This window comes from Sebaldella termitidis ATCC 33386, from assembly GCF_000024405.1.
GTDB classification, from domain to species: Bacteria; Fusobacteriota; Fusobacteriia; order Fusobacteriales; family Leptotrichiaceae; genus Sebaldella; species Sebaldella termitidis.
On the sequence record NC_013517.1, the window covers coordinates 2,520,425 to 2,544,276 of the forward strand.

General features: G+C 32.4%; 24 protein-coding genes. 7 read left to right on the forward strand and 17 right to left on the reverse strand.

Annotated elements, in window-relative coordinates; genetic code table 11:
• Positions 1-19: 19 nt before the first annotated feature.
• From aroQ to STERM_RS11680, 10 genes are all read right to left on the reverse strand, one after another.
• Complete coding sequence (aroQ, locus tag STERM_RS11635; RefSeq protein WP_012861814.1) at positions 20-454, reverse strand: type II 3-dehydroquinate dehydratase; 435 nt, start codon at positions 452-454, stop codon at positions 20-22.
• Complete coding sequence (locus STERM_RS11640; RefSeq protein ID WP_012861815.1) at positions 451-948, reverse strand: shikimate kinase; 498 nt, start codon at positions 946-948, stop codon at positions 451-453. Before STERM_RS11640 ends, aroQ begins: the two co-directional genes overlap by 4 nt.
• A 38-nt stretch (positions 949-986) precedes the next feature.
• Positions 987-1,871 carry an aldo/keto reductase gene (locus tag STERM_RS11645; RefSeq protein WP_012861816.1) on the reverse strand — a complete coding sequence of 295 codons (885 nt, stop codon included), beginning with the start codon at positions 1,869-1,871 and terminating at the stop codon, positions 987-989.
• A gap of 50 nt (positions 1,872-1,921) precedes the next feature.
• Complete coding sequence (locus STERM_RS11650; protein WP_012861817.1) at positions 1,922-2,116, reverse strand: DUF4250 domain-containing protein; 195 nt, start codon at positions 2,114-2,116, stop codon at positions 1,922-1,924.
• 81 nt (positions 2,117-2,197) lie between these two features.
• Complete coding sequence (locus tag STERM_RS11655; protein ID WP_012861818.1) at positions 2,198-3,052, reverse strand: hypothetical protein; 855 nt, start codon at positions 3,050-3,052, stop codon at positions 2,198-2,200.
• 112 nt (positions 3,053-3,164) lie between these two features.
• Positions 3,165-4,013: a DUF6630 family protein gene (locus STERM_RS11660; RefSeq protein WP_012861819.1), complete on the reverse strand. Its 849-nt coding sequence runs from the start codon at positions 4,011-4,013 to the stop codon at positions 3,165-3,167.
• A gap of 10 nt (positions 4,014-4,023) precedes the next feature.
• Entirely contained in the window at positions 4,024-4,839 is an 816-nt protein-coding gene (gene aroE / locus STERM_RS11665) for a shikimate dehydrogenase (RefSeq protein WP_012861820.1), read from the reverse strand.
• A 24-nt stretch (positions 4,840-4,863) separates the two neighbouring features.
• Positions 4,864-5,565 carry a pseudouridine synthase gene (locus tag STERM_RS11670; RefSeq protein WP_012861821.1) on the reverse strand — a complete coding sequence of 234 codons (702 nt, stop codon included), beginning with the start codon at positions 5,563-5,565 and terminating at the stop codon, positions 4,864-4,866.
• Positions 5,566-5,586: 21 nt separating this feature from the next.
• On the reverse strand, positions 5,587-6,723 hold the full coding sequence (locus STERM_RS11675) for a chorismate mutase (protein WP_012861822.1): 1,137 nt from the start codon (positions 6,721-6,723) through the stop codon (positions 5,587-5,589).
• 849 nt (positions 6,724-7,572) lie between these two features.
• A complete protein-coding gene (locus STERM_RS11680) occupies positions 7,573-8,334 on the reverse strand; it encodes a DUF4189 domain-containing protein (protein ID WP_081439624.1) in 762 nt (253 codons plus the stop codon).
• 650 nt (positions 8,335-8,984) lie between these two features.
• Here STERM_RS11680 and STERM_RS11685 point away from each other — a divergent pair.
• Complete coding sequence (locus STERM_RS11685) at positions 8,985-9,461, forward strand: pyridoxamine 5'-phosphate oxidase family protein (protein ID WP_012861824.1); 477 nt, start codon at positions 8,985-8,987, stop codon at positions 9,459-9,461.
• A gap of 217 nt (positions 9,462-9,678) precedes the next feature.
• Positions 9,679-10,434, forward strand: coding sequence for a DUF4189 domain-containing protein (locus tag STERM_RS11690; protein WP_012861825.1), 756 nt, complete (start codon positions 9,679-9,681; stop codon positions 10,432-10,434).
• Between the two features lie 255 nt (positions 10,435-10,689).
• Here STERM_RS11690 and STERM_RS11695 read toward each other — a convergent pair whose 3' ends face one another.
• Both STERM_RS11695 and STERM_RS11700 read right to left on the reverse strand, forming a co-directional pair.
• Complete coding sequence (locus STERM_RS11695; RefSeq protein ID WP_012861826.1) at positions 10,690-12,663, reverse strand: alkyl/aryl-sulfatase; 1,974 nt, start codon at positions 12,661-12,663, stop codon at positions 10,690-10,692.
• Between the two features lie 37 nt (positions 12,664-12,700).
• Positions 12,701-13,099 (reverse strand): MarR family winged helix-turn-helix transcriptional regulator, encoded by a 399-nt coding sequence (locus tag STERM_RS11700; protein WP_012861827.1) that lies wholly within the window; start codon positions 13,097-13,099, stop codon positions 12,701-12,703.
• Positions 13,100-13,659: 560 nt separating this feature from the next.
• Between STERM_RS11700 and STERM_RS11705 the strand changes: the two genes are divergently transcribed.
• Complete coding sequence (locus STERM_RS11705; protein ID WP_012861828.1) at positions 13,660-14,076, forward strand: VOC family protein; 417 nt, start codon at positions 13,660-13,662, stop codon at positions 14,074-14,076.
• Positions 14,077-14,144: 68 nt separating this feature from the next.
• On the opposite strand, the gene STERM_RS11710 is transcribed toward STERM_RS11705, so the two are convergent.
• Together STERM_RS11710 and STERM_RS21280 are read right to left on the reverse strand one after the other, a co-directional pair.
• A complete protein-coding gene (locus STERM_RS11710; RefSeq protein ID WP_012861829.1) occupies positions 14,145-14,465 on the reverse strand; it encodes a hypothetical protein in 321 nt (106 codons plus the stop codon).
• 189 nt (positions 14,466-14,654) lie between these two features.
• Positions 14,655-15,341, reverse strand: coding sequence for a DUF975 family protein (locus tag STERM_RS21280; RefSeq protein WP_012861830.1), 687 nt, complete (start codon positions 15,339-15,341; stop codon positions 14,655-14,657).
• Positions 15,342-15,775: 434 nt separating this feature from the next.
• Here STERM_RS21280 and STERM_RS11720 point away from each other — a divergent pair, with 434 nt between their 5' ends.
• The 4 genes from STERM_RS11720 to STERM_RS11735 all read left to right on the forward strand — a co-directional run bounded on the left by STERM_RS11720 (position 15,776) and on the right by STERM_RS11735 (position 21,056).
• Positions 15,776-16,414: a CBS domain-containing protein gene (locus STERM_RS11720; RefSeq protein WP_012861831.1), complete on the forward strand. Its 639-nt coding sequence runs from the start codon at positions 15,776-15,778 to the stop codon at positions 16,412-16,414.
• Positions 16,415-16,422: 8 nt separating this feature from the next.
• The gene (locus STERM_RS11725) at positions 16,423-17,235 is read left to right on the forward strand and encodes a pyruvate, water dikinase regulatory protein (RefSeq protein WP_012861832.1); all 813 of its coding nucleotides are present in this window, start codon (positions 16,423-16,425) and stop codon (positions 17,233-17,235) included.
• A gap of 94 nt (positions 17,236-17,329) precedes the next feature.
• Entirely contained in the window at positions 17,330-19,972 is a 2,643-nt protein-coding gene (gene ppdK, locus STERM_RS11730) for a pyruvate, phosphate dikinase (RefSeq protein ID WP_012861833.1), read from the forward strand.
• Between the two features lie 322 nt (positions 19,973-20,294).
• Positions 20,295-21,056, forward strand: coding sequence for a class I SAM-dependent methyltransferase (locus tag STERM_RS11735; RefSeq protein WP_012861834.1), 762 nt, complete (start codon positions 20,295-20,297; stop codon positions 21,054-21,056).
• A 67-nt stretch (positions 21,057-21,123) separates the two neighbouring features.
• Here STERM_RS11735 and STERM_RS11740 read toward each other — a convergent pair whose 3' ends face one another.
• From STERM_RS11740 to STERM_RS11750, 3 genes are read right to left on the reverse strand one after another with little or no spacing between them, the layout of a single operon-like run.
• On the reverse strand, positions 21,124-21,588 hold the full coding sequence (locus STERM_RS11740; protein ID WP_012861835.1) for a hypothetical protein: 465 nt from the start codon (positions 21,586-21,588) through the stop codon (positions 21,124-21,126).
• A gap of 56 nt (positions 21,589-21,644) precedes the next feature.
• The gene (locus tag STERM_RS11745) at positions 21,645-22,559 is read right to left on the reverse strand and encodes an NAD-dependent epimerase/dehydratase family protein (RefSeq protein ID WP_012861836.1); all 915 of its coding nucleotides are present in this window, start codon (positions 22,557-22,559) and stop codon (positions 21,645-21,647) included.
• Between the two features lie 3 nt (positions 22,560-22,562).
• The gene (locus tag STERM_RS11750) at positions 22,563-23,843 is read right to left on the reverse strand and encodes a sugar transferase (protein ID WP_012861837.1); all 1,281 of its coding nucleotides are present in this window, start codon (positions 23,841-23,843) and stop codon (positions 22,563-22,565) included.
• Positions 23,844-23,852 lie beyond the last annotated feature (9 nt).

A 23,852-nucleotide genomic window follows, 5' to 3' on the forward strand; every position in this document is an offset into this window, starting at 1 on the left:
TTTTGTTTTCTGCCTGATATTATTTTAAATATTCCAGCAGATATAGCAAGCCCTCTATATATCCTTCCTTCCCTTTTCCGCATATTTGTTTTACACATGCCGGAGCTGTCACGGAAACTTTTCTGAAATCCTCTCTGTCATGAATATCGCTCAGATGAACTTCCACAGCAGGAATTGAAACAGCTTTCAAAGCATCATATATCGCATAACTGTAATGTGTATAAGCTCCCGGATTTATTATTATCCCGTCTACTTTATCATAGTAAGCCTTCTGCAGAAAATCTATTATCTCACCTTCGCTGTTTGACTGTTTTATCTCTATCTCCTCTATAAGTTTTCCGCTTACATCCTTAATATATTCCACTAGCTCCTTATATGTTTCTGAACCGTAAACTCCTTTTTCACGAATTCCCAAAAAGTTCAGATTAGGCCCGTTTACCACTAAAAATTTCATTCTTCCACCTCATTTATAATCTTTATTATTGTTTCTATGACCTCCTCGAGAGAACTGTTATTTTTCACAATATAGTCAGCATAACCCTCATATAAATGATATCTCTCCCCGTATAACCTTTCGATATTGGCAGTATCCTGAAGCAGGGGTCTTAATGCATGATCTTCCTTCGCTATTTCCGAAGGATCTCTGTCCAGAAATATGACAATACCATTTTTTTTCAGATTTTCTATATTTTTTTCTCTTTTTATCACTCCTCCGCCAGTGGAAATAATAATATTGTTTTTTTCTGAAAGCTCGTTTGTATATTTTTCTTCCAGATCTCTGAAATAATCCTCGCCGAATTCCGAAAAAATGTCTTTTATCAGCCTTCCTTCCATTTCTTCAAGATAAATATCCGCGTCATATTTTTCCATTTCCAGCTTTTCAGCCAGTAATTCAGATATTGTAGTCTTACCTGATGCCGGCATACCTATTAACACTATATTTTTCATTACTCTCCTTAAAACTTTATAAATACTTATATTTTATTTTAAACAATATCCAACCATACTTTGGTATCTGGAGCCGGAAATTCCAGTTCAAGATCTCTGATCTCTTCTCCGGAAAGAAAAATACCGGCTGTTTCGGCATTTTCATATATATGATTTTCCTGTACCGCTTTCGGAATAGAAATTATGTCTTTTTCTCTGACAGTCCACGCAAGCAGTACCTGTACCTCGCTTATTCCTCTTTCCCCGGCTATTCTCCTTACCGTCTTATTGGCAAGAAGCTCTTTCCTGAGAATGCCTCCCTGTGCAACCGGGCAGTAAGCCATTACAGGAAGCTTTTTCTCTCGGCACCACGGAAGCAGATCGTATTCTATACCGCGCGAGCCCAAATGATACAAAACCTGGTTAACTGCACAATTTGATCCGTCAGGAATCTTCCATAATTCTTCCATATCCTTGGTATCAAAATTTGAAACTCCCCATCTTTTTATTTTACCTTCTTTTACGAGCTGTTCCATTACTTCTACAGTCTCATGAAGAGGTATTCCGCCTCTCCAGTGAAGCAAATACAGATCAATATAGTCTGTACCGAGTCTTTTCAGAGAATTTTCACATGAAAGAACCGCTCTCTTTTTTCCAGCATTTTGAGGATAAACCTTTGAAACAATAAAGATCTTATCTCTTATTCCCTTGACAGCTTCTCCGGTTACTTCTTCCGCACCGCCGCTTCCGTACATCTCAGCTGTATCAATAAGAGTCATTCCCAGATCAATTCCCAGTCTCAAAGCTTTTATTTCTTTTGCTCTTTCCGAATGCTTCTCCCCCATATGCCAAGTACCCTGTCCTATTGCATTTACCAGACTACCGTCTCTTAATTCTACATTTCTTTGAAAGTTTTCATTTTTTATTCTGTCAGTATTTTTCACATTTAATACCTCATTTCGCTTTGCTCCGGATTTTAAAAATATTAGCCGGATTAAGCTTTTTTTATAAACTGTTTATTTGAAACTGAGTATTCATAGCCGTGATTTTTCAGTCTTTCTTCCAGAGCTTCTTTTTTTATGTCATAATAAGCACTGAAATCATCAAGATCGCTGAAATCATCTCTTAATTTCATATTCACAATGCTTAATAATATATTTATATCTGTTTTTTCTGCATCAATCTTCATTCTCTCTCCTAAATGTCCCGTATATTTATAATTCAGTATATAATTACTTTAACATTATTAAAGATATTTTTTTGTCAAAACCTAGAAAACCTGTTTCAGCATATTTTTATTTATATCATATTCTTTATTATCCTTTTTAAAAAGAGTTTTCACTTTTACTATACCTGTTTCTCCTTCTGCCGCTTCCACAAAGTCTCCTTTTGTAACTTCCAGCTCTTTAAACGGAGCCACTATAATTTCATATATTGATGTATAAAAATTTTTCAGATATTCTATGTCATATACATAATAAAAATCAGTCTCAATTTCTTTTATTTTTTCATAAGTCTCTGTTTCTCTCAGATAGAAGATTTTTGAACCCAGTCCTATATCTATTCCGAAAAGTGTTTTCTTTTCATTTATTAATGCTTTGTTTGCCAATGAAAGAACTATATCTATAAGAAGCTCCTCATATGCTTCCTCTTTTCCTGCCAGACTCTCCCAGTTAATATTTTCTAATTCTATTCCTTTGCTGTCCAAAAGCTTTTTTAATCCTTCTACATAACCAGTTGACAGATTTTCATAATAATAGGAATCTGTATTTTTTTGAAGATAAAAATAAATAAACTCTGTAAAAGTCATATTTTCTACATCAGTAAGTCCTAATACTTTTTCTATTGCATTTTTTTTATCAGCGAAAAAATCCTTTTTAATTTTTTCATAGGTCTCATATTCTTCCGGAATGAGAAGACGTATCATGCTGTCAAGTTCTCCGTACTCATCTGCACCTATTTCTTTTGCAAGTACATAATCCAGATCATTTTGTATTCTTTCGTATAATTCCTCCGAATCTCCGAAAAGTCTTTCATTATTTTCCTCTGCCAATTCTTTTAATCTTTCATTTATTTCTGCATTTTCATCAGAATTTCCATTTTTATCAGAAATTTTCTTAAACATCTATCTTGCTCCAATCTGTGAATTTTTATGAGTTTTCCGGTTTATCAAGACTGTCTGCTAATAACCGGCAGTATTAAGCAATTATATTTATATTTTGAAAAAATTATAAATACTATGAAATTATCTCATAATTAATATTATTATTTCTTATCTTGCCTTTTATTGTATCTTCACAAGTAATCGTTTCTATTTCAAGCTCTGTTTCTGTTTCATTATTTATAAAAAACATGGTATTTTTCAAAATTTCCTTTATGCTTCCGTCTTCCTGAACTACAGTCAGTTTATGAGTAGATATGCCTGAGTTTAGCTTTCTTCCCAAGCCGTTATATTTGTAGTCATCTACATCTGCTGCCCAAAAGTTTATTATTTTTTCATCTTCAGTAATAGCTCCTGTTTCAGCTATAAATAAATGATATATATCACTGTTGTCATTTATAAGGTAGAGAGAATATCCCCTCTCTTTTAGTTCCGTATCTATTAATTTCAGCTTTATCAGCAGAAAATCCGAATTATATACACATATTTCATTATCAGCAATTCTCTTGCGCAGTTTCAGCAGATCGTCAAAATATATTATTTTTTCACCTTTGGCAGTAAGAACGCTGTTAACGAATTGTTCCACATCACCTTCACTGTCTTCGCCCTGCCAGTTCACAGACAGCATATATCCTTTACTTTCCAGATACATTAAAGCAAGCTCGGAAAAATATGTATTAAATAAATCTATTTCAAATTCTTCGGGCGTATCGTATGTATGGTGCTTTAAGATTGTGCTTCTTATTTCTACATCTATGTTTTTAAGATTTCTGCTGTTATATTCGTCAATAAATTTGTACAGAGTATCCCCTCTGTTTCCGACAATTGCCTTCATTAATTTTTTGTATTTTATTATTTCTATTTTTGTAATAGTTATTTTATTTTCTTCTTTTTTTGATATAGACTTTTTAAAAAAATTAAACATCGTCTCCCTCTTATTTATACAGAATTTTCCTTACATCTTCATATATTTCTTTTATGATTTTCTCGTCTGCTTCCATGTCATTCCATATTTCCTCGGATCTCACTGCCTGAACTACCAGCATCATCAAACCGTTTATTGTTTTTACTCCCATTGAAGCATATTTTTCCATTAGTGCTGTTTCTTCCGGATTATAAATAACATCTATCAGATATTTTACAGGAATAAAGCTGTCATTTGCAAGGGGGAGATTGTCCACCTGAGGATACATCCCTACCGGTGTACAGTTTATTATCCCTTCTATATTCTCAAGATTTTTAATATCTACATAATTTATTATATTATCTTTATTTCTTATTTTAAATCTGTCATCCTTTTCTATGGAAGCAAGATAAACAGTATCTACGTTTAAAGCTGTCAAAGTACCGTAAATAGCCTTTGCCGCTCCTCCTGTACCGAGTATCAGTATTCTTTTTCCTTCTACTTCAAGATTATTTACCTTCATTGTTTCCCAAAAACCGTAATAATCTGTATTATAGCCGCCCAATTCTCCGTTTTTATAAGCTACTGTGTTTACTGCCCCTATAGCTGAAGCTTCCTTTGACAGTGTATCAAGATACTTCATTACTTCTATTTTATAGGGTATTGTTACATTCAGCCCTTTCAGCTTTCCTTCTCTTACTTCATCCAGCAGTTCTTTTATATCCTCTGTTTTTCTTTCATATAATTCATATTTCCCTTTTATTCCTGCTTTCTGAAAAAATAAATTATGAATTGTCTCAGAAAAGCTATGTCCCAGCTGTTCACCCAGCAATCCGAATTTTTCCATACTTCCTCCTTAATCTTTTCCAGTTTATTTTAAACCCTGCAGCTGTTCCAGTTCATCAGACGTAAGCTCTCTGTATTCACCGGGAGCCAGGTTTTCATCCAGTCCGAGATTTCCCATTCCGGTACGTTTCAAAAAAAGTACTCTGTTCCCCACACATTTAAACATACGTTTTACCTGATGATACTTTCCTTCTGAAATTATTATATATACTTTATCCTCAGTAATAAATTCCACCTTTGCAGGCTTTGTCGTAAAGGTTTCCAGTTCTACGCCGTTTTCCAGAATTGCGGCCTCCTCTTTTGAAAGAGTTTTTTTTAATTCGACATAATATCTTTTAGGAACATGCTTCTTCGGAGATAAAAGCTCATGAGCCATCTTTCCGTCGTTAGTCAGTACCAAAAGCCCTTCTGTATCCTTATCCAGCCGTCCTACGGGGAAAAGTCCCACTTTTGTAAGCGGCTCCTCGAGAAGATCAAGCACTGTCCTGTGTCTTTCATCATCGGTTGCTGATATTACATCCTGCGGTTTATTAAGCATTATATATAAAAATTCTTTAAACTCAATTCTTTTACCGTCAAAGGCTACGAAATCATTATCCTCGTCAATATGTGTTTTTGCTTCTGTTACTACCTCATCATTTACACTTATTCTTTTTTTCTTTAAAAGCTCCTTTACTTCCTTCCTCGTTCCAATTCCTGAATTTGCCAAAAATTTATCAATTCTCATTCTTTCACCGTTCTCCGCAATTTATATTTTTATGTCTGATCTGTAATTCCCGAGTATTTTCATATAGCTCATCTGGACTTTTATATTTTCAAAGGCTCTTATTACATTTTCATCATTCAGATTTCCTTCAAAATCTATATAAAAGTAATATTCCCATGCTTTATTAGGAATAGGTCTTGATTTTATACTTACCATATTCAGATTTTCTTTTGAAAAAATCTCAATCAGCTTAAAAAGTGATCCTGCCTTATGTTCTATTGTTGTAACTATACTTATTTTGTTGCTTTTTTCGGATATCTTCATGCTTTTACTTATTATTATGAATCTTGTATAGTTTTCCTTATTATTGTTAATCCCTTCTGCCAGCAGTTCAAGATCATATATATTTTTTGTCTTTATATTAGCAATACAGGCATTTTCATTATTATCTTCTTTTTTTATGAATTCGGCTGCTATGGCTGTATTGCTGCAAGCTATGGAATTCCAGTCCGAATGTTCCTTAAGAAACTTAGAACACTGCATTAATGCCTGTTCATGAGAATATACATTTTTTATATTTTCTATTCTGCTTCCTTTTACTCCTAATAAGTTTTGCTTAATTTTATGTGATATTTCTCCGACTATGTAAATATCTTTTTCTTTTATCAGATCTATACTGTCCCTTACTTCTCCAGTAGAAGAATTTTCTATGGGAATCACGCCGTAGTCTATTTCTCCTCTTGCTACAGCTTCCGCTACCTCTTCATGAGTGCTGTATTTTTTTATTTCAGAATGCTTTTCATCCACAAGATTAAGCAGGACTTCATGTCCGAAAGAACCCGGAACACCAGTATATCCCATTTTTTTCCCTTTAAAATCTGCATTAAAATTATTATCCTTTATTTTAAATATCTTAGTCTCCTGATATTCTTTACTTACACTCATTATATCGTTAAGCATTTTTTCTATATATTTTTTTAATTTCTTTTCTTTTACTCTGTCAATGTTCTTCTTTATTACCTCTTCTTCTCTCTTGGCATCAAAGATTTTCATATTATTAGCTGCTTTATATTCTATTACATCTTCTACTATAATCATTCTTTCTTCAAGAAGTTTCACCAGTTCTTTATCTATATTATCTATTCTTGTCCTGATCTCTCCCAAATCTAATTCCGGCATTTTCCTTACTCCCTTTTCTGTATTTATCTCTTAATTATATAACAATATGATATTTTTAACAAATGTTTTGTGAAATTAATTATATAATTTTTATATAGTCAGAATATATAATTTTTCTTTTTAAGCCATTTTTCCGCCAAATATTCCACTGTCTGTATATAATGATAATATGCAGAATTTTTAATTTCATTAAAGAAGCAGTTTTACATATTTATTTATTATGCTGATATTAATAATTTCTGTCAAAAGCAGTCTTAAATTATATTATATGTCTGGACTTTCATAACTAAGATTCCATACATAAAAAAATACACATTCTTTCTGTATTTATTATAAATAAATTTTATTTTTTTAATTTGACATAATATTTTAACGATAATATAATTACAGGTAATAAGGAGGGGATAAAAATAGATTTTAAATTATTTGAAAAAACTGATATACCATTATCTGTCACTATTAGTAAGACGCTTTTTGAAAGGATCAATATAGTCGTAAAGCAGGAGGGCGTGAATAAAAGTACTGCGGTAAGAGTGCTGCTGGAAAAAGGATTGGAATACTATGAGAATAAGCTGAATAAATAAAACTGTATCTGCCTTAGTATTTTAAGCACTTAATCTTCAAAAGCCATTTTTTAAGTCTTAAGTAAAAGACGGATTGTATCAAAATAAAAAATTTTTGATATAATTCCTGTTTTTTAACATTAGTAAAAAAATCAGAAGTAAAATCAGTTAATTGATTCATTATATGCTGTAAATACCTTAGAATGAACAAAATGAGCCATCAGGCTCATTTTGTCAGAATATATATTTTTCCAAAAAACATTATTAATTCATTATTTTCAGCTTCTTACTTAACCTCACCCTCGGCCATTCCCTCCAGTACAATTTCACATGTTTTTACCTTAAATTCCTTTTTACATCTTTTTATTGCATCTTTTCCAGCATCTTTCATATTTTTATTAGAAAGACCTACTATTAATTCTTTCCCGGGACTCATGGCCATCACAGCATACGTACTTTGAAACCCGAGTGATGCACATTCTGGACTGCCGCAAGATTTTTCCGAAGCTGCCACTGCTTCACGGCGTGTATAATGATTCCATGACTTTCCCCATTTTCCTGTTTTTATATTATAAGACAGAGAACCCCATCGTTTTTCATCAGGCTTTGATGTGCTGCTCGTCATCAATACAACCTCGCACTCATATCCTCCTGCTTTCTGACATGCTGCTATTGCATTTTTCCATGCACTGTCATAAGAATCAGCAGAACCAAATTTTGTTACTTTATCATCAGATGAAATAGCAACTGCCGTATAGTAATAGCTTGCCCAGTGGCTGATACATCTGTTTGAATTGCTTTTTTGCACACAAATTTTTTCCGAAGCATATTTTGCACTTTCACCATCACTGTAATTCCATGCTGCCCCGTATTTTCTGCTGACAGGATCTATGGAAACTCCTCCGTAAGTTCTGGCTGCAGGCGGTGCAGGACATTGTCCCACCGGCATGTGCCCTCCCCCGTAACATTGCTCAAGCGGAATAAAATTCGCTTTAGAAATAAAATTAAAACTTAAAAAAACTAAAAAGAAAAATAATAACTTTCTCATACATCACCTCATAAATTTTATTATAAAAAGTATACATTATATAATGAAAAAAGTAAATTATATTTCACTTTATATAATATATTTCATTGCTTAACATATCAATATTTCAGAAAAACTAAGACTTTCTCCAATTGGAGCTTTCTACTGTCTTTAATTAAAAATAAATAACCTTATATTCCATTATATATATATAAAAACTTGAAATCAGATTATTTCATGCTAAAGATAGCCGCTCTTTAATTTAATCAAAGATAAATATTCCTGTTGTATAAATTATCTTATATATTTATCTCTTATTTCTTCTGTTAACAATTGGATTTAGCAGATAACTATGCTATAATTTATTGAGAAAAAGCAGCTGTAATAGCCGCAGTCTTAAGCTTGTGTATTTTTCATACATTAATATCCGACGGAATAAAAATTCATATAAATCTCATAATTGACACTGTATCATTTTAGATCTAAATGACTAAAAGAAACTGATCTTATACAGAATTTCTACAAAAATATTATATTATTATGAATAAATAAAATTAATTCAAAATATGCCAAAGAATCATAACATTCACAAAGGCTTATAACAAAGCTGCACAGGCTGCTTCACAATAAATATTACTGCATAAAATAATTAAATATGAAGGAGAATTAGAATGAGTAAATTTGAAAATGCGATGAAACTTATGGAAGAACGTTGCGGAAACGACAAAGAAGAGCTTATTGCCGTCGCAACAATATCACTGACTCCGGACGCTGCCGGTAATCCTCGTCCTGCTGCACGTATGGTCTGTGCATATTATGAAGACGGTGCATTTTTTATTTCTACAGATGCTAAAAAAAATAAAATGCTTCAAATCGAAAAAAACAACAATGTTTCTGTTGGCGGATTAAACTGGTATACCTTTCAAGGAACAGCTGAAAATCTTGGCTGGGTCAAAGACGAGAAAAATGCGGAAATCAGAGCAAAATTCAAGAAAATTTTTGACTGGTTTGATGAAGTCGGCGAAGAAGATAATCCGGACTCAATTGTTTTACGTATAACCCTCACAGAAGGTACTATTATTGATCATGAAAAAAAATACGGCGAAATGCAATATGAAATTGATCTTATTAACAAGACCGCAAAGTAAATAAATTTATAAACTCTAAATATTCTGCTAAAAAATTGAAACTTTTCAAATACTATATATTTAAAGAAATATTACTGACACTCTGTGGTATTAAAGCTCCTTCCGGGGCTTTTTATAATACTCAGTCCCTAAAATATTCCTTTACTTTTATTCAGCAAATGAATTATAATCTAGGCATAATTCAAAGCTGAATTAAATCTATTCAAAGGAGAAAATTATGAGAAAGTTATTATTATTAATAGTATTGTTATTTGGAATTTTAAGTTTTCAGTCTTTAGCAGGATGCGGCGCACAAATATGCACATGTCCTTATGGCGGATATGTTACCTTTGGACAGGATTGTCCCGGTCCCAGTATTACTTATTACGGCGGAATTGCAATTAATCCTCACACAAGATCTTTTTATTCGGCATGGAACTATCGAAACGGTGAAGAAGCAGAAGCAGCTGCCTTAAAAGGCTGCGGAGGCAACAGCTGTGTTTCTACCTGGGCAAGCTCTACTTATATGGCAATAGCAATTTCAGAAGATGAAAAAAATTGGGGTTATGGTGCTTCTAATAATCAGAGTGACGCTTGGGATAAGGCAGTTAGTATGTGTCAGAAATCGGGAAAAACATGTCATGTAGCTTTGGTCGGCTATCCTAATGAAAAAGCCAGATATGTTTATTGGGGATCAGTTGCATATAATCCAGATACAGGCCAGACAGGAAAAACTTCAAATGAACTTCGAAAAAGAACAGCTGAAAATCAATCACTTGTAAATAGCGGGTGTACTTATAATCCTAATTGCTATTTTTATGCTTTTCAAACAGCTTACGGCGCATTAGCTAAAGGAGAGTCAAACAAAGTTTATTCAGGCACTTCAAATAAAAGCCTGAAAGATGCAGAAAAACAGGCTGAAAAAAACTGTAAAAAAGGAACCGGTGATAAACAGTGTAAGGCTCTGATAAGCTCGGCAAAAAATAAGAAATAAGAAAATATATAAAGCTTTTATTCAAATGAGAAAATCGTATATCAAAGCTGAAATTCAAGTTAATGAAGAGACAGAACAGTCTCTTTTTTTATCAATTTTTGAATTATTTTATAAAATTAATTTCTTATATTCTTCCTTATTTCTCTGTAACAGGCTGTATGTAAAAAAGAGCTGATTATTCCAGCTCTGATTTACTCTTTCTATTATTCTATTTTTGATACTTACCTATGTCTCATTTTTAATTAAATTGTATTTTTAAGGTGTAACTATATTAAAATCCGGTGTGAATGTATCAAAGAAAGTTAAAGCCTCCTTGAATTTTTCCACATCGCCTGCAATTTTAGCATTACCGCTTTGAATCTCCTTGTCTAGTGTAGACTGTTTCACAAGAATATTATTAAGAGCTTCTTTTGGTAATGTTAGTGTAATGTCAGCATTATTCTTAAATGAATCTACTTTTCTATACACAAGAACAGAATTTTCCATTGTAACGGTATATTTACTTTTTATATCCGGTATATCCCAATTCATAGTAATACTTGTATTCTTTGCTTTTTCACTGTTTAAACGTATCCCCATATAATCAAGAAACATGTCAACAGTCATCGCTCTGATTGTGTCAGGTGTATCTGCTCCTATACCTGCCGGAAGCTTTACTTTTCCATTTCTTAATTCAAAAGCGCCCATTAAGTATTCATTTCTCCATGTAGCATTTTCAGTCTGATATCCTAATTGTTCCAGAGCATCAGCAGCAAGATTTTTAGCCTCCTGATTATCAGGCTCAGCAAATACTACTCTGTTCATTAATTCGGCCACCCATCTGTATTCACCATTTTTATAATATTCTTTTGCTTTTTTTATTATTGATTTTGAACCGCCCATTACCTCAACATATTTTTTTGAAGCTTCTTCCGGCGGCAGAGGATTTAAATTTGCCGGATTACTGTCATACCAGCCTAAATATCTTTGGTACACTGCTTTTGCATCATGATTCACACTTCCGTAATATCCTCTAAGTGACCACTCCTGTTCCAGCACATCCGGTAATTTTATCATTTCTGCGATTTCATTCATTGTATAACCTTTATTTGCCAAATTTAATGTCTGATCATGAATATATTTATAAGCATCTCTTTGCTTTTCAAGATAAGTATTAATTTCTTTATTTCCCCATTTAGGCCAATGATGCTGTGCTATTACTACCTCTGCTTTATCACCGTATGTACTCAGCATCATGTCAATTGCTTTCCACCATTTAGCAGCATCCCTTACCTGTGCTCCCCTTAAAGTGTATAAATTATGCAGTGTATGTGTAGCATCCTCAGCAGTATTTAGCAATTTGAACTGCGGATAATACATTATCATTTCTGACGGTGCTTCTGTTCCGGGCACTAGACTAAACTCTATCTGAACACCATCTATGGTTCTAGTTTCAGTATTTTTTGAAATTATGTCAGTTGGCGCAATAAGTCCTACTGAGCCTACAGAAGTCGTTTTCCCCAGTCCGCCGTCTACCTGCCCTTTTTCTCCTCTTGGAAGCAAAGCTCCATACATATACAGTGCTCTTCTTCCCATCGCATTTCCGGCATACACATTTTCACTGACAGCTTCCTCAAGGAATCCTTCCGGAGCATAAACCTTTACTTTCCCGGATTTTACATCTTCATCTGTAATTACGCCTCGCACTCCTCCGTAATGATCTCCGTGGCTATGGCTGTATATTACAGCAACTATAGGTTTTTTAGGTCTGTTTTGATAATAAAGATCAAGTGCGGCTTTGGCAGTTTCAGCACTCATTATAGGATCAGTAATTATTAATCCTTTATTTCCTTCAACTATTGTCATATTAGAAATATCGAATCCTCTTACCTGATATACCCTGTCTGTTACTTTAAATAATCCGTTGATATTATTTATCTGAGCAATTCTCCATAAGCTTGGATTTACCGTAAAAGGAGCAGATTTTCCATTTAAAAATTCATAACTTGTTATGTCCCAGACATTATGTCCATCAGAAGACGGAATTACTAATTTTGGTAAAGTAGCAACAAATCCTTTTTTAGCATCGTCAAAATCCTGAGTATCACTAAACGGAAGCTCTTGTAAAACTTGTTCATTTTTTTCTTTTGTAAACGATGTAGCATCTTTAGATGTTTCGGCTGCAAGCAGATTAACTGATAAAACTAAAGATAATACTGCTAATTTTAGAATATTTTTTTTAATTTCCATATTTTCCTCCTAATGATTTTATTTTTAATTATTAATATTAAAAAAAATCAAGACTGCAGAATAATTTTAACGAATTATGTTTTAAGTATTTTAATTCTTCACTGGTAAAATTCATTAACAGTCTTTCATACTTTAAATGGTATTCAGACATGACTTCATTCAAAAAAATCAAACCTTTTGAAGTGATGCATATATTGCAGAATCTCTTGTCTTTTTCTGAAACTTCTTTTTTTACAAGCTCTTTTTTATTTAATGTTTTTATTACATTGCTTATTGTAGGATTAGATAATCCTAATTTTCTTGAAATACTGCCCGGCGTTTCAAAACCATTTTCACTTATAACTAAAAGTAAAAGTATCGATATCTGAGTGCTTGTGACTTCAAAACGGCTGAGGTAGCTATCAATCTTTCCGGTAATTTTTTGATGTGCCAGCATATAACTAAAAAATGTCTTTGTAGGCTCTGAATCTGTAATATTATATTTTTTTATTAATTTGTTAAGCTTTTCCAGATCAGGAAATTTATTTTTAATGCTCTCACCTCTCTTTTCATATTAGTTCTAAACATTAAAAAACATAAAATATATCTAGTTTACTAATTGATTATACAATTATATAATTTAGAAAGTCAATAACAATTTTTTTATCTGTAAATCTGTTTCTTATATCCAAAATATTTATTTCAAAATAAAATGAATGGAAGAATAATAAAATCAGCTTCTTTTTATTATAAACATGAGATTTTACAGCATTAATATAATAAATCTGCCATATAAAATTATATAAACAAAAATAAAAATTTAAGAGAAAACTTTTATAAATGGAATATATTATCTTGAGAATAGCAAAGTAATTTCTTAATAAAATCTATTAGAATCTTATTTTAGTACTCTTCCTGGAAAAGTTAGAATTTTTATATTAATTATATATGAAATATGATAAAATAAACTTATTCCAGAATGGAATATAAAATTTAGAATATAAGGAAGTGAGTAAAATGGCTTTGGAAATATACCTGAATTTTGAAGGAAACTGCTATGAAGCAGTGAGCTTCTACTCTAAAATATTCAAAACTGAAATGCAGAATGTTATGTATTACTCTGATATGCCTGAAAACCCAGACTTTCCTCTTACTGATGAAGTAAAAAAAATGGTACTTCACACTTTTTTAAATATAAACGGTACAACAGTCATGTTTTCCGATTGTCCGCCGAATATCCCGCTGAAATTCGGTAATAATACAGCATTAGTTATAAATAAAGACAATACCGAAGAAATAAAAGAACTCTTTAATGCTCTAAAAGAGGACGGAACAGTTGTAATGGATCTGCAGGAGACTTTCTGGAGCAGGCTTTATGCATTTGTAGAAGATAAATATGGAATTTTATGGCATCTTATTTATACTGGCAATTAAAAATATTATTCATATAAAAAAACCGGCTAAAATGCCGGTTTTTATCATAATCATCTATTTTATAAAAATTACAGATTGCTGTTCATGAGTATTTTCATCTGTTCCGGTGTTAGTATCTGCGAAAGTCTGTCCCTGCTTTTCAAAATAGCCTGTTTATGTGCTTCTTCCTTATCCTGCTGCGAAACATTCATATTTTCTATTTTCTGAACCTCAGTCATATATTGATCCTGAACAAGCTTTATCTGTTTTTTTTGTTCTTCGCTAAAATCCAAATTCTGTGAAGATGACACTGCAGTTTTTACATTAGTAACTTTATTTATGGATGTTTTCGCAAATGCACTCACTGCTAACAGTGTCATCAGCGAAAACATTATCAAAATTCTTTTCATTTTCTACCTCCTGAAATGATTAGACTAATTATACTAAAAATTTCTTTGAGGCTTCTTTTTATGATCTTTATTTTTTATATAAGTTAGCTTTGTATAGCTTAATTCATGCTGTCAAATTACTTCTCCGAGCTTCTTTTTATCAGTAACAATGTATCATTTCTCGAATTCTATATCCTCATCTGTTATACTTTATTCTATACCTGCCCCTTCTGCTTTCACAGAGAAATCCCAAAGAGTCAGATTTAAATAAAAATTAGTATTAAACAGAATAAAAAACGGATATGAAATATAATTCCATGCACTAAAAATAATCTTTATCCATACTATATCCGCTGATTCAAAAAGATTTATTGCAAAAGCAAAAATAACCATAGGAAGGAAGAATAAGATTCCTGCCAAGCCTAATAATAAACTTAAAACAAAATAATCTGTCTTAAATCCATCCATTATATCCTCACTTTCACTGATACATTCACTTGCAGTTAACTCAGGATTGTCTAAATATATATAAAATGCCTGTGAATAAGCTATTCCTTTTACGATTCCGGGAATTATAAGCAGTAATCCCCATAAAAAGCTGAACAGCCCTATTAATAATTCCAGTAATAATAATCTTCCAGTTCTTTCCCTGAATCCTATAAATGTGTCTCCAATACTAAATTCCTCATATCTGGCAGCTTTCAGACATACATGACTTACTCCTATTAATACAATAATATTCAAAAAATCTAATATTAATCCTAAAATATCAGATAATTCTGAAAAGAAAAGGCTGATCATTCCGAAAACAATCAAATATACCGAAATTCCAAGCATTTTTTCCCAATTTTTTTTGTAATCATTAATTGATTTTGAAAATATTTTCCCAAATTCCATGTTAAACTCCTTCTGAATTTTTATTTAAATATATCATAAAATATTCTTTTCAGTCAATTATTTTTACCAATAAAAACAATAACCATATAAAAAAACATAACTAAAATATTAATAAATATTATCGAAAAATAATAATCAGCTTAATGAAATATAACCTTTTTATGAGCATTCATTATGATATAACTGTCCTGAAAAAACCTTAATTTTCAATATTTAATATATTATACATCACAAATATGTATCAGCTCTTTTAATGCACTATTTTTTTATAATGCATCACATTAGACCCAAACCATCTATTATAGTGATATATAACTTATTTTTATTATAACTGTTATGAATATATATCCTTAAATTCACAAAAAAAATTGACTTCTTTTTTTCAATGTGTTATATTATTTTCAAATAATGCATCACATTGAAATCGAAGGTAGGTGAGTTCTATAAAATTTACATCCCGACAAAAAGAAATAATTAAAATTGTAGAGAAGAATCAGCCTGTTACCGGCGAAGAAATAGCACAGATCCTGAAGATGAATAAATCTACACTGCGATTAGATTTTTCTGTATTAACCAAGTTCAATATACTTATAGCAAAACCTAAAATTGGTTATTCTCTGGCAGGCAGCCACTTCCACTATTTTTCCAAAGAAGAGATAAAAGAACAGGATATCTCCGAAGTTATGGAAGTCCCTACACTTATAAACCACGATACAAACATAAAAGATGCAATAATAAATCTGTTTATGTACAATACAGATATTTTATATGCTGTAGATAACAACTCCCTTGTAGGTGTGGTCACTAAAAAAGATCTTTTAAAAATAAGCATAAACGGAAAAGATCTGGAAAAAATTCCTGTTAGTCTGGTTATGACCAGAATGCCTAATATTATTTATCTGTACTCCAAATCATCTATTTATGACGGCATTCAAAAACTGAATTATCACCAGATTGACAATATTCCCATAGTAAAAAGCATGGAAGAAAACGGAAAAAATATCCTGAAAGTTATAGGCCAGTTTTCTAAAACTACAGCCTGTAATCTATTTTTTGAACTACTTGACAAATAGGAGGAAGCATGGAAAAAATATATATATATTCTATATCGGATTCAGTCGGAGAGACTTCTGAATCAGTGATAAAAGCTGCGTTATGTCAGTTTAATTATACTAATTATGAAATCAAAAAATATTCATTTGTCAGTACTCTTGAAGAGTTAAAAATTATACTGGAGGAAAGCAAAACACATAAATCCATATTTTTTTACACATTAGTAGAAACAGAGCTTGTTAATTATATAAAAGAATTCTCAAGAAACTATGAGATAAAAAATGTGGATTTACTTTCAGAAGCATTGAATTCAATAGCCGGAGTGCTTAATATGGAACCCAAAAGAGAGCCCGGAATACTGAGAAGACTTAATATGAGTTATTTTGACAGAATAGAGGCAGTAGAATTCGCTGTAAAATATGATGATGGAAAAGACCCGCGCGGCTTTATGCTGGCTGATATAATTCTTCTTGGAATTTCCAGAACCAGCAAAACACCGCTCAGCCTGTATCTTGCCAATAAGAACTATAAAGTGGCTAATTTCCCTGTGGTACCCAATGTTCCGATACCAAAGGAGCTTATTAAGGCTTCTCCGGAAAAAATATTCGGACTTACCATATCACTGGATAAAGTTCACGCAATAAGACGGGAAAGACTGAAAACTTTGGGATTTACCTCGCAGTCCTCTTATTCGGACAAGGAATCTATACTTGAAGAAATCGAATATGCGAATGAAGTAATCAGAAAAATAGGCTGCCCTGTTATTGATGTGTCAAATAAAGCCATCGAAGAAACAGGAGATGTAATTTTAAGTTATATAAATAAAGATAAAGAAGATTAGACAAAAAAGCGGTTCTGTACTTTTCTTTCTACAGATGCTGGCAGGATATTGACAGTTTGAATGTATTTAGACAAAACACTAGGAGGTTTTAAATATGAAACTTATTTATCAGTTTAACGAGGGTAATAAGGATATGAAAGATATCCTTGGCGGCAAAGGTGCCAATCTTGCAGAAATGACTTCATTAGGACTAAATGTACCTCCGGGTTTTACTATCAGCACAACGGCGTGCAGAAAATATCTGGAAGATAATGTCCTTTGGTTGGAATTAAAGGAAACTGTTCTTTCTAACCTCAGACTTTTGGAATTGAAAACGGAAAAATCATTTTTAGGAAACAGAAATCTTCAGCCTCTTCTCCTTTCTGTGAGATCAGGTGCTCCAAATTCAATGCCCGGAATGATGGATACTATACTAAATCTTGGTCTGAATGATACTTCGGTAAAGCTCATGGCAGATTTTACCAGCAATGAAAGATTTGCTTATGATAGTTATCGCAGATTTATCGAAATGTTTTCCAATGTTGTAGCTGAAATTCCAAGAATTGAATTTGAGAAGCAGCTGGAAAGTGTAAAAATAGAAAAAAATTATAATTCTGATTCTGATTTGACAATTTCAGACTTAAAGTTACTTATTGAAAAATACAAAAAAATATATTTTGATTTTGAAAAAACAGAGTTTCCGGAAGATCCTACAAGACAGCTTTTTCTTGCTGTTGAGGCTGTTTTCCGTTCATGGAACAATCCAAGAGCAATAACATATAGAAATCTTCATAAGATATCACATGATATTGGTACTGCTGTAAATATACAATCTATGGTTTTTGGAAATATGGGGAAAACTTCAGGAACAGGTGTTCTTTTTTCAAGAAATCCCATAAACGGAAATGATGAGCTTTTCGGTGAATACCTTATGAATGCACAGGGTGAGGATGTAGTAGCCGGAATCAGAACTCCGCTTGAAATAAGTGAACTTAACAAAGAATTTCCGAATATATATAAAGAACTTTTTGATACTTCAAAAAAACTTGAGCTTTATTTTAAAGATATTCAGGATATTGAATTTACTATAGAAAACGGGAAGCTTTACTTCCTGCAGGTAAGAAATGCCAAAAGAACTCCTTTGGCTGCGGTTAATTCAGCATGTGAGTTTGTAAGTGAAGGCCTTATTGATAAAAAGGAAGCTATAAAAAGAATCAGCTCTAAAGATATTGAAAATCTGCTTCATCCTGTTTTTGACGATGCATATCTGAAAAAATCAAAAGTAGTAGGCAAAGGTCTCGCTGCTTCTCCCGGAGCTGCTTCAGGAAAGGTATATTTCAGTCCGGCTGATGTAACTATTGCCAAGAATAAAGGTGAAAAGGTTATACTTGTAAGAGAAGAAACTTCTCCGGAAGATATTGAAGGAATGCTTTATTCTGAAGGAATCCTTACTTCAAAAGGGGGAATGACATCACATGCGGCTGTAGTAGCAAGAGGAATAGGAAAATGCTGTATTACCGGATGTGAAGATATTGCATTTAATAAAGATGAGAAATATATTGTCATAAATGATGTAGTTATCAAAGAAGGAGATTTTATCTCAATTGACGGAAGCACAGGAAATATTTATCTGGGAGAAATTCCAAAAGTAAAGCTCGATACCAATGAGAATTTTAAAATTCTTCTGAAATGGCTGGATGAATTCAGAAAAATAGGAGTAAGAGCAAATGCCGATACTCCAAATGATGCAATGCATGCTAACCAGTTTAATACTGACGGAATAGGACTATGCAGAACAGAACATATGTTTTTTAATAAAATAAGAATACCTATTGTAAGAAGTATGATACTGGCAAATTATGAGGATGAAAGAAAAGAATATCTGGATGAGCTTCTAAAGTTTCAGAGAGAAGATTTTGTAGAAATTTTCAAACTGATGGATAATAAACCGGTAACTGTAAGACTTCTGGATCCGCCTTTGCATGAGTTTCTTCCTAAAACTGACGTGGAGATCAAAAACCTTGCAGCTTCAATGGGACTTACCATGAATGATATGCTCTACAGAATAGAAAATCTGAAAGAGAGTAATCCTATGCTCGGTCACCGTGGATGCCGTCTGGCTATCACTTTTCCGGAAATATATAAAATGCAGGCAAGAGCTATCATAGAAGCTGCTGTTATTTCCAAGGAAAACGGAATTAATATAAATCCTGAAATAATGATACCTCTTGTATGCGACAAGAAGGAACTGAAATTTATAAAAAACCACTTGGTTGATGAAATAAATAAAGTGTTTAAAGAAAAAAGCAACAGCGTGGAATATCACATCGGTACTATGATAGAAATACCAAGAGCGGCACTTCTGGCTGATGAAATTGCAGAAGAAGCTGACTTCTTCAGCTATGGTACTAATGATCTCACACAGATGACTTTCGGATTTTCACGTGACGATTCTAATAAATTCTTATTTGACTATATGAATCACGATGTTTTTAGCACTAATCCATTCTCTACCCTTGATAAAAAAGGTGTGGGAAAATTAATAGAAATGTCGGCACAGCTTGGCAGAACAACAAATAAAAATATAAAACTTGGTATATGCGGAGAGCAGGCGGGAGATCCTGAAGCCCTGGAATTATATTCCAAATTAGGCATTACTTACCTCTCATGTTCACCGTTCAGAATACCTCTGGTTAAACTGGCACTTGCCAAGTTAGCTATAAACCAGGACTCTGCAGGACAGAGCATTACAAATTAGTTTTTTCTTTTAAAAAATAAATTCACCAAAAGCCTAATTTTTTTAAAGAAAATTATGTTTAAGAATTATACGGGATCCCTTATTTGTCATCCTAAAATATGTTCAAACAGCTTATTTGGCTGTATTAAAGATGATATACCTGTATATTCTTGCCGAAAGTGCTGTATTCTTCCGATGAATACAGCCTTTTTAATTTTACTGATATTATATATATCATTCATATTGAAATAAAATATAAGATTTTATGAATACACTCTTATTTGACTGTTTCTGATTTTTTTGTTATTATTTACTATAAAATATAAAAAAGAAAGGTGAATATATGAAAGACACATGGAATCCTGACTTATACAAAAATAACCACTCTTTTGTCTATGACTATGGAAAAGATCTTTTAGCTCTTCTTGATCCTAAAGACGGAGAAGTAATATTAGATCTGGGCTGCGGTACCGGCGAACTCACTTTCGAAATATCAAAGAAAACCCGTTTTATTACTGGTATTGATGCTTCTGAAAAAATGCTGTCCAAAGCAAAGAAGAGCTACCCTGATATTGAATTTTTAAATATAGATGCTCTTAGTATGGACTACCGTAATAAATTTGACAAAGTATTCTCAAATGCTGTATTCCACTGGATTTTTGAACAGGAAAAATTTTTGAAAAATATATATAATTCTCTTAAGCCTGGCGGAAAACTTATTTTTGAAATGGGCGGCAAGGATAATACTGCTGTCATTATGCTTAATTTGAAAAAGGCTTTGATAAAAAGAGGCTTTAATAAAAATGCTGAAAAGCAGGTTATGTTTTTTCCTTCTGTGGGAGAATATTCTGCACTTCTTGAAAAAACAGGCTTTACAGTTAGATATGCACTTTATTTTGACAGAGATACTGTACTTAACGGAAAAGACGGCTTGAAAAATTTTATAAACATGTTTCATAATTCATATTTTGATGACATTGATGAAAACCTGAGAAATGAAATTATACAGGAAGTAGAAAACAATGTAAAACCTGTTCTTTATAAAGACGGGGTATGGTATGCCGATTACAAAAGACTTCGCATAATTGCAGAAAAAATTATATAAAACTAAAAGCAAAAAGGAGCATGTTTCCATAAGAAAACATGCTCCTTTTTATAATTTTTATTTTGTTCTATTCTGTCAGTACACTTTTCCCGGAAAACCAAAATTTCCCGTCTTCAGTAAACCATAATTTAAGAATAATAATTGCCTCAAAAATAAAGAGTACTGCACTTACCCATCCTAAAATATCTGCTCCTGTTTCGATCATCATATCATAAATCAGATATAATCTCAGTATAAGATATAATGTGTACATATACAGTCCTGCTTTTTTTCTTTTTTGTATCAGAATTCCAAATAATAATCCTGATCCGTAAAGCAGAAAACTCAGCAGTGAGTATATAAGAAATAGCCTGAATACATTCGGAGGCTCTACATTATAAATTCCCATTTCCTCATAATAAAGTGCCATATTTCTCGGAGTCAGAATCAGCATCATAAAATTATTTGCCAAAGAAAGAATACAAAGTATTGCTGATATTATTACCAACGGTTTCCACTGACTTGCTATTTCATATTCCCTGTAACTCTGCATAACCACAACCTCCATTTTATTTTCCCTTTTATGTAATTTATTATTATTACTTATATTTATTTATCAAGATATTCTTTTAGACCCTGATCCAGTGTATATTCAGGTTTCCAGCTGGTATTTTTCAGTAACTTATTATTATCCAGCCTTGAATTTCTAATATCCCCTTTTCTTGCTTCCTTATGAAAAGCATCTTTTTCATAGCCTGAATATTTTTTCATAGTATTAAAAAGTTTTAAAATAGAAATATCAGTATTGGTAGAGACATTGAAAGTTTCATTTTTTATATCTTCTGTAGCACATATATAATTAGCTCCGGAAACATCCTTTACATAAACAAAATCTCTTGTCTGAAGTCCGTCACCCTCTATAAAAATATCCCCGTTTGCCTTTATCTTATCGTTAAATATAGAAACTACCCCTGCTTCTCCATGTGCACTCTGTCTTGGTCCATACACATTGGCATATCTTAATATCACATAATTAACACCAAAAAGTCTGGAATACATTTTTATATATTCTTCTCCTGTAAGCTTCGACAATCCGTAAGGTGACAGCGGAGCTGTTTTATTAGCCTCTCTTGAAGGCACTTCCTCCGGAATGCCGTATACTGCTGCAGTACTTGAAAATACAATTTTTTCAGTATTATATTTTTTACATAATTCCAGAATATTTATTAATGCTGTTATATTTTCCTCAGCATCATATAATACATCTTCCACAGATGAAGAAACACTGACCTGTGCTGCAAGATGAATCACATAATCAGGTTTTTCATTTTTAAAAAGCTCTTCCAGTTTTTCCCTGTCTCTTATATCTATATTAAAAAATTTTATATTTTTTCCGTTGATATTATCAATATTTCCTGTTACCAAATTATCCGCTGCTATCACCTCATAGTTATTCAAAAGAAATCTGTCTGCTACATGGGATCCTATAAAACCTGCCCCGCCTGTTATCAGTACTTTTTTCATTTTCTATCTTCCTTTCCCTAAAATAACCGTAGTTATTGTATTTAGTATTATCATAAAATCAAATATTATATTATGATGCTTTATATAGTAAAGGTCATATTGCAGCTTAATATATGAATCATCTATGGTAGAACCATACTGATACATTATCTGCGCCCATCCTGTCAATCCCGGCTTTACTGTATGTCTAAGATTATAGTAAGGAATTTCTTTTTCCAGCTGCTTTATAAAAAACTCTCTTTCAGGTCTTGGACCTACAAAGCTCATATCTCCCCTTATTACATTCCACAGCTGAGGAAGCTCGTCTATTCTCGTAAGCCTCATAAATTTACCAAATCTTGTTATTCTTGCATCATTTTTCTGTGCCCACTGAGGACCGTCTTTTTCTGCATCCTGTGCCATTGATCTGAATTTATACATATCAAACGGTCTGTTCAGTTCTCCGATACGTTCCTGTACGAATAAAACAGGCCCTTTTGAACCAAGCTTTACTATTACTGCCGCTATGAGCATTAACGGCAGGCATATTGTTCCTATTACCACAGCCATTAATATATCCAAAAGTCTTTTTACCCTCATATTGAAATTATTATAGTAAATTTCAAAACCGTCATTTTCAAGGAACCATTTTTGATCAAGATCACTGATGGGAAGCTTCATTTCCAGATTTTCATAAAAATTCAGATAGTTATAAAACTGAAGACCTTCAAGCTTGTAATTAAGTAAAATTTCCACAAGCTTTGTATCATTCAAAAGAGTATCCGTAAAATCAACGATTATGTCAGGCTTTAGTCTTCCATACTCGGATTTCAGCGCTTCTATAAAGTTCTCTTGTTTATTGTCAAGAACTCCCAGAAAACGATACTGCTCACCCTTCTTCAAAGTTTTTATAAGCTCTTCCTGATAATCATTTACCCCTATAAAAAGTACCTTTAATTTATCCACAAAAACACTTAAAACCAAATATTTAAATAACATCTGAAAGAATAAGATAAGACCGAATACTATTATTCCCTGATTAAAAGTAAACAGCTTTGCAAATAAAGAAAGTACAAATAAAAAAGCATTCAGAAATACAGCCATTAACATATCCGAATTTCTGTATCTGCTGCTGCTCATATCGTATATATTGAATATATAATATAAACACGCTGAAAATATAAAAATGGCGATATTTCTGCCGCCCAGACTATCCCCTATCAACATGAGGCAAAAGAAATAAACCACTATGTTTAGTATAAAGAATAAATATGCAAAATTTTTTCTGACTCCGCTTATACTCATTTTTTCTCC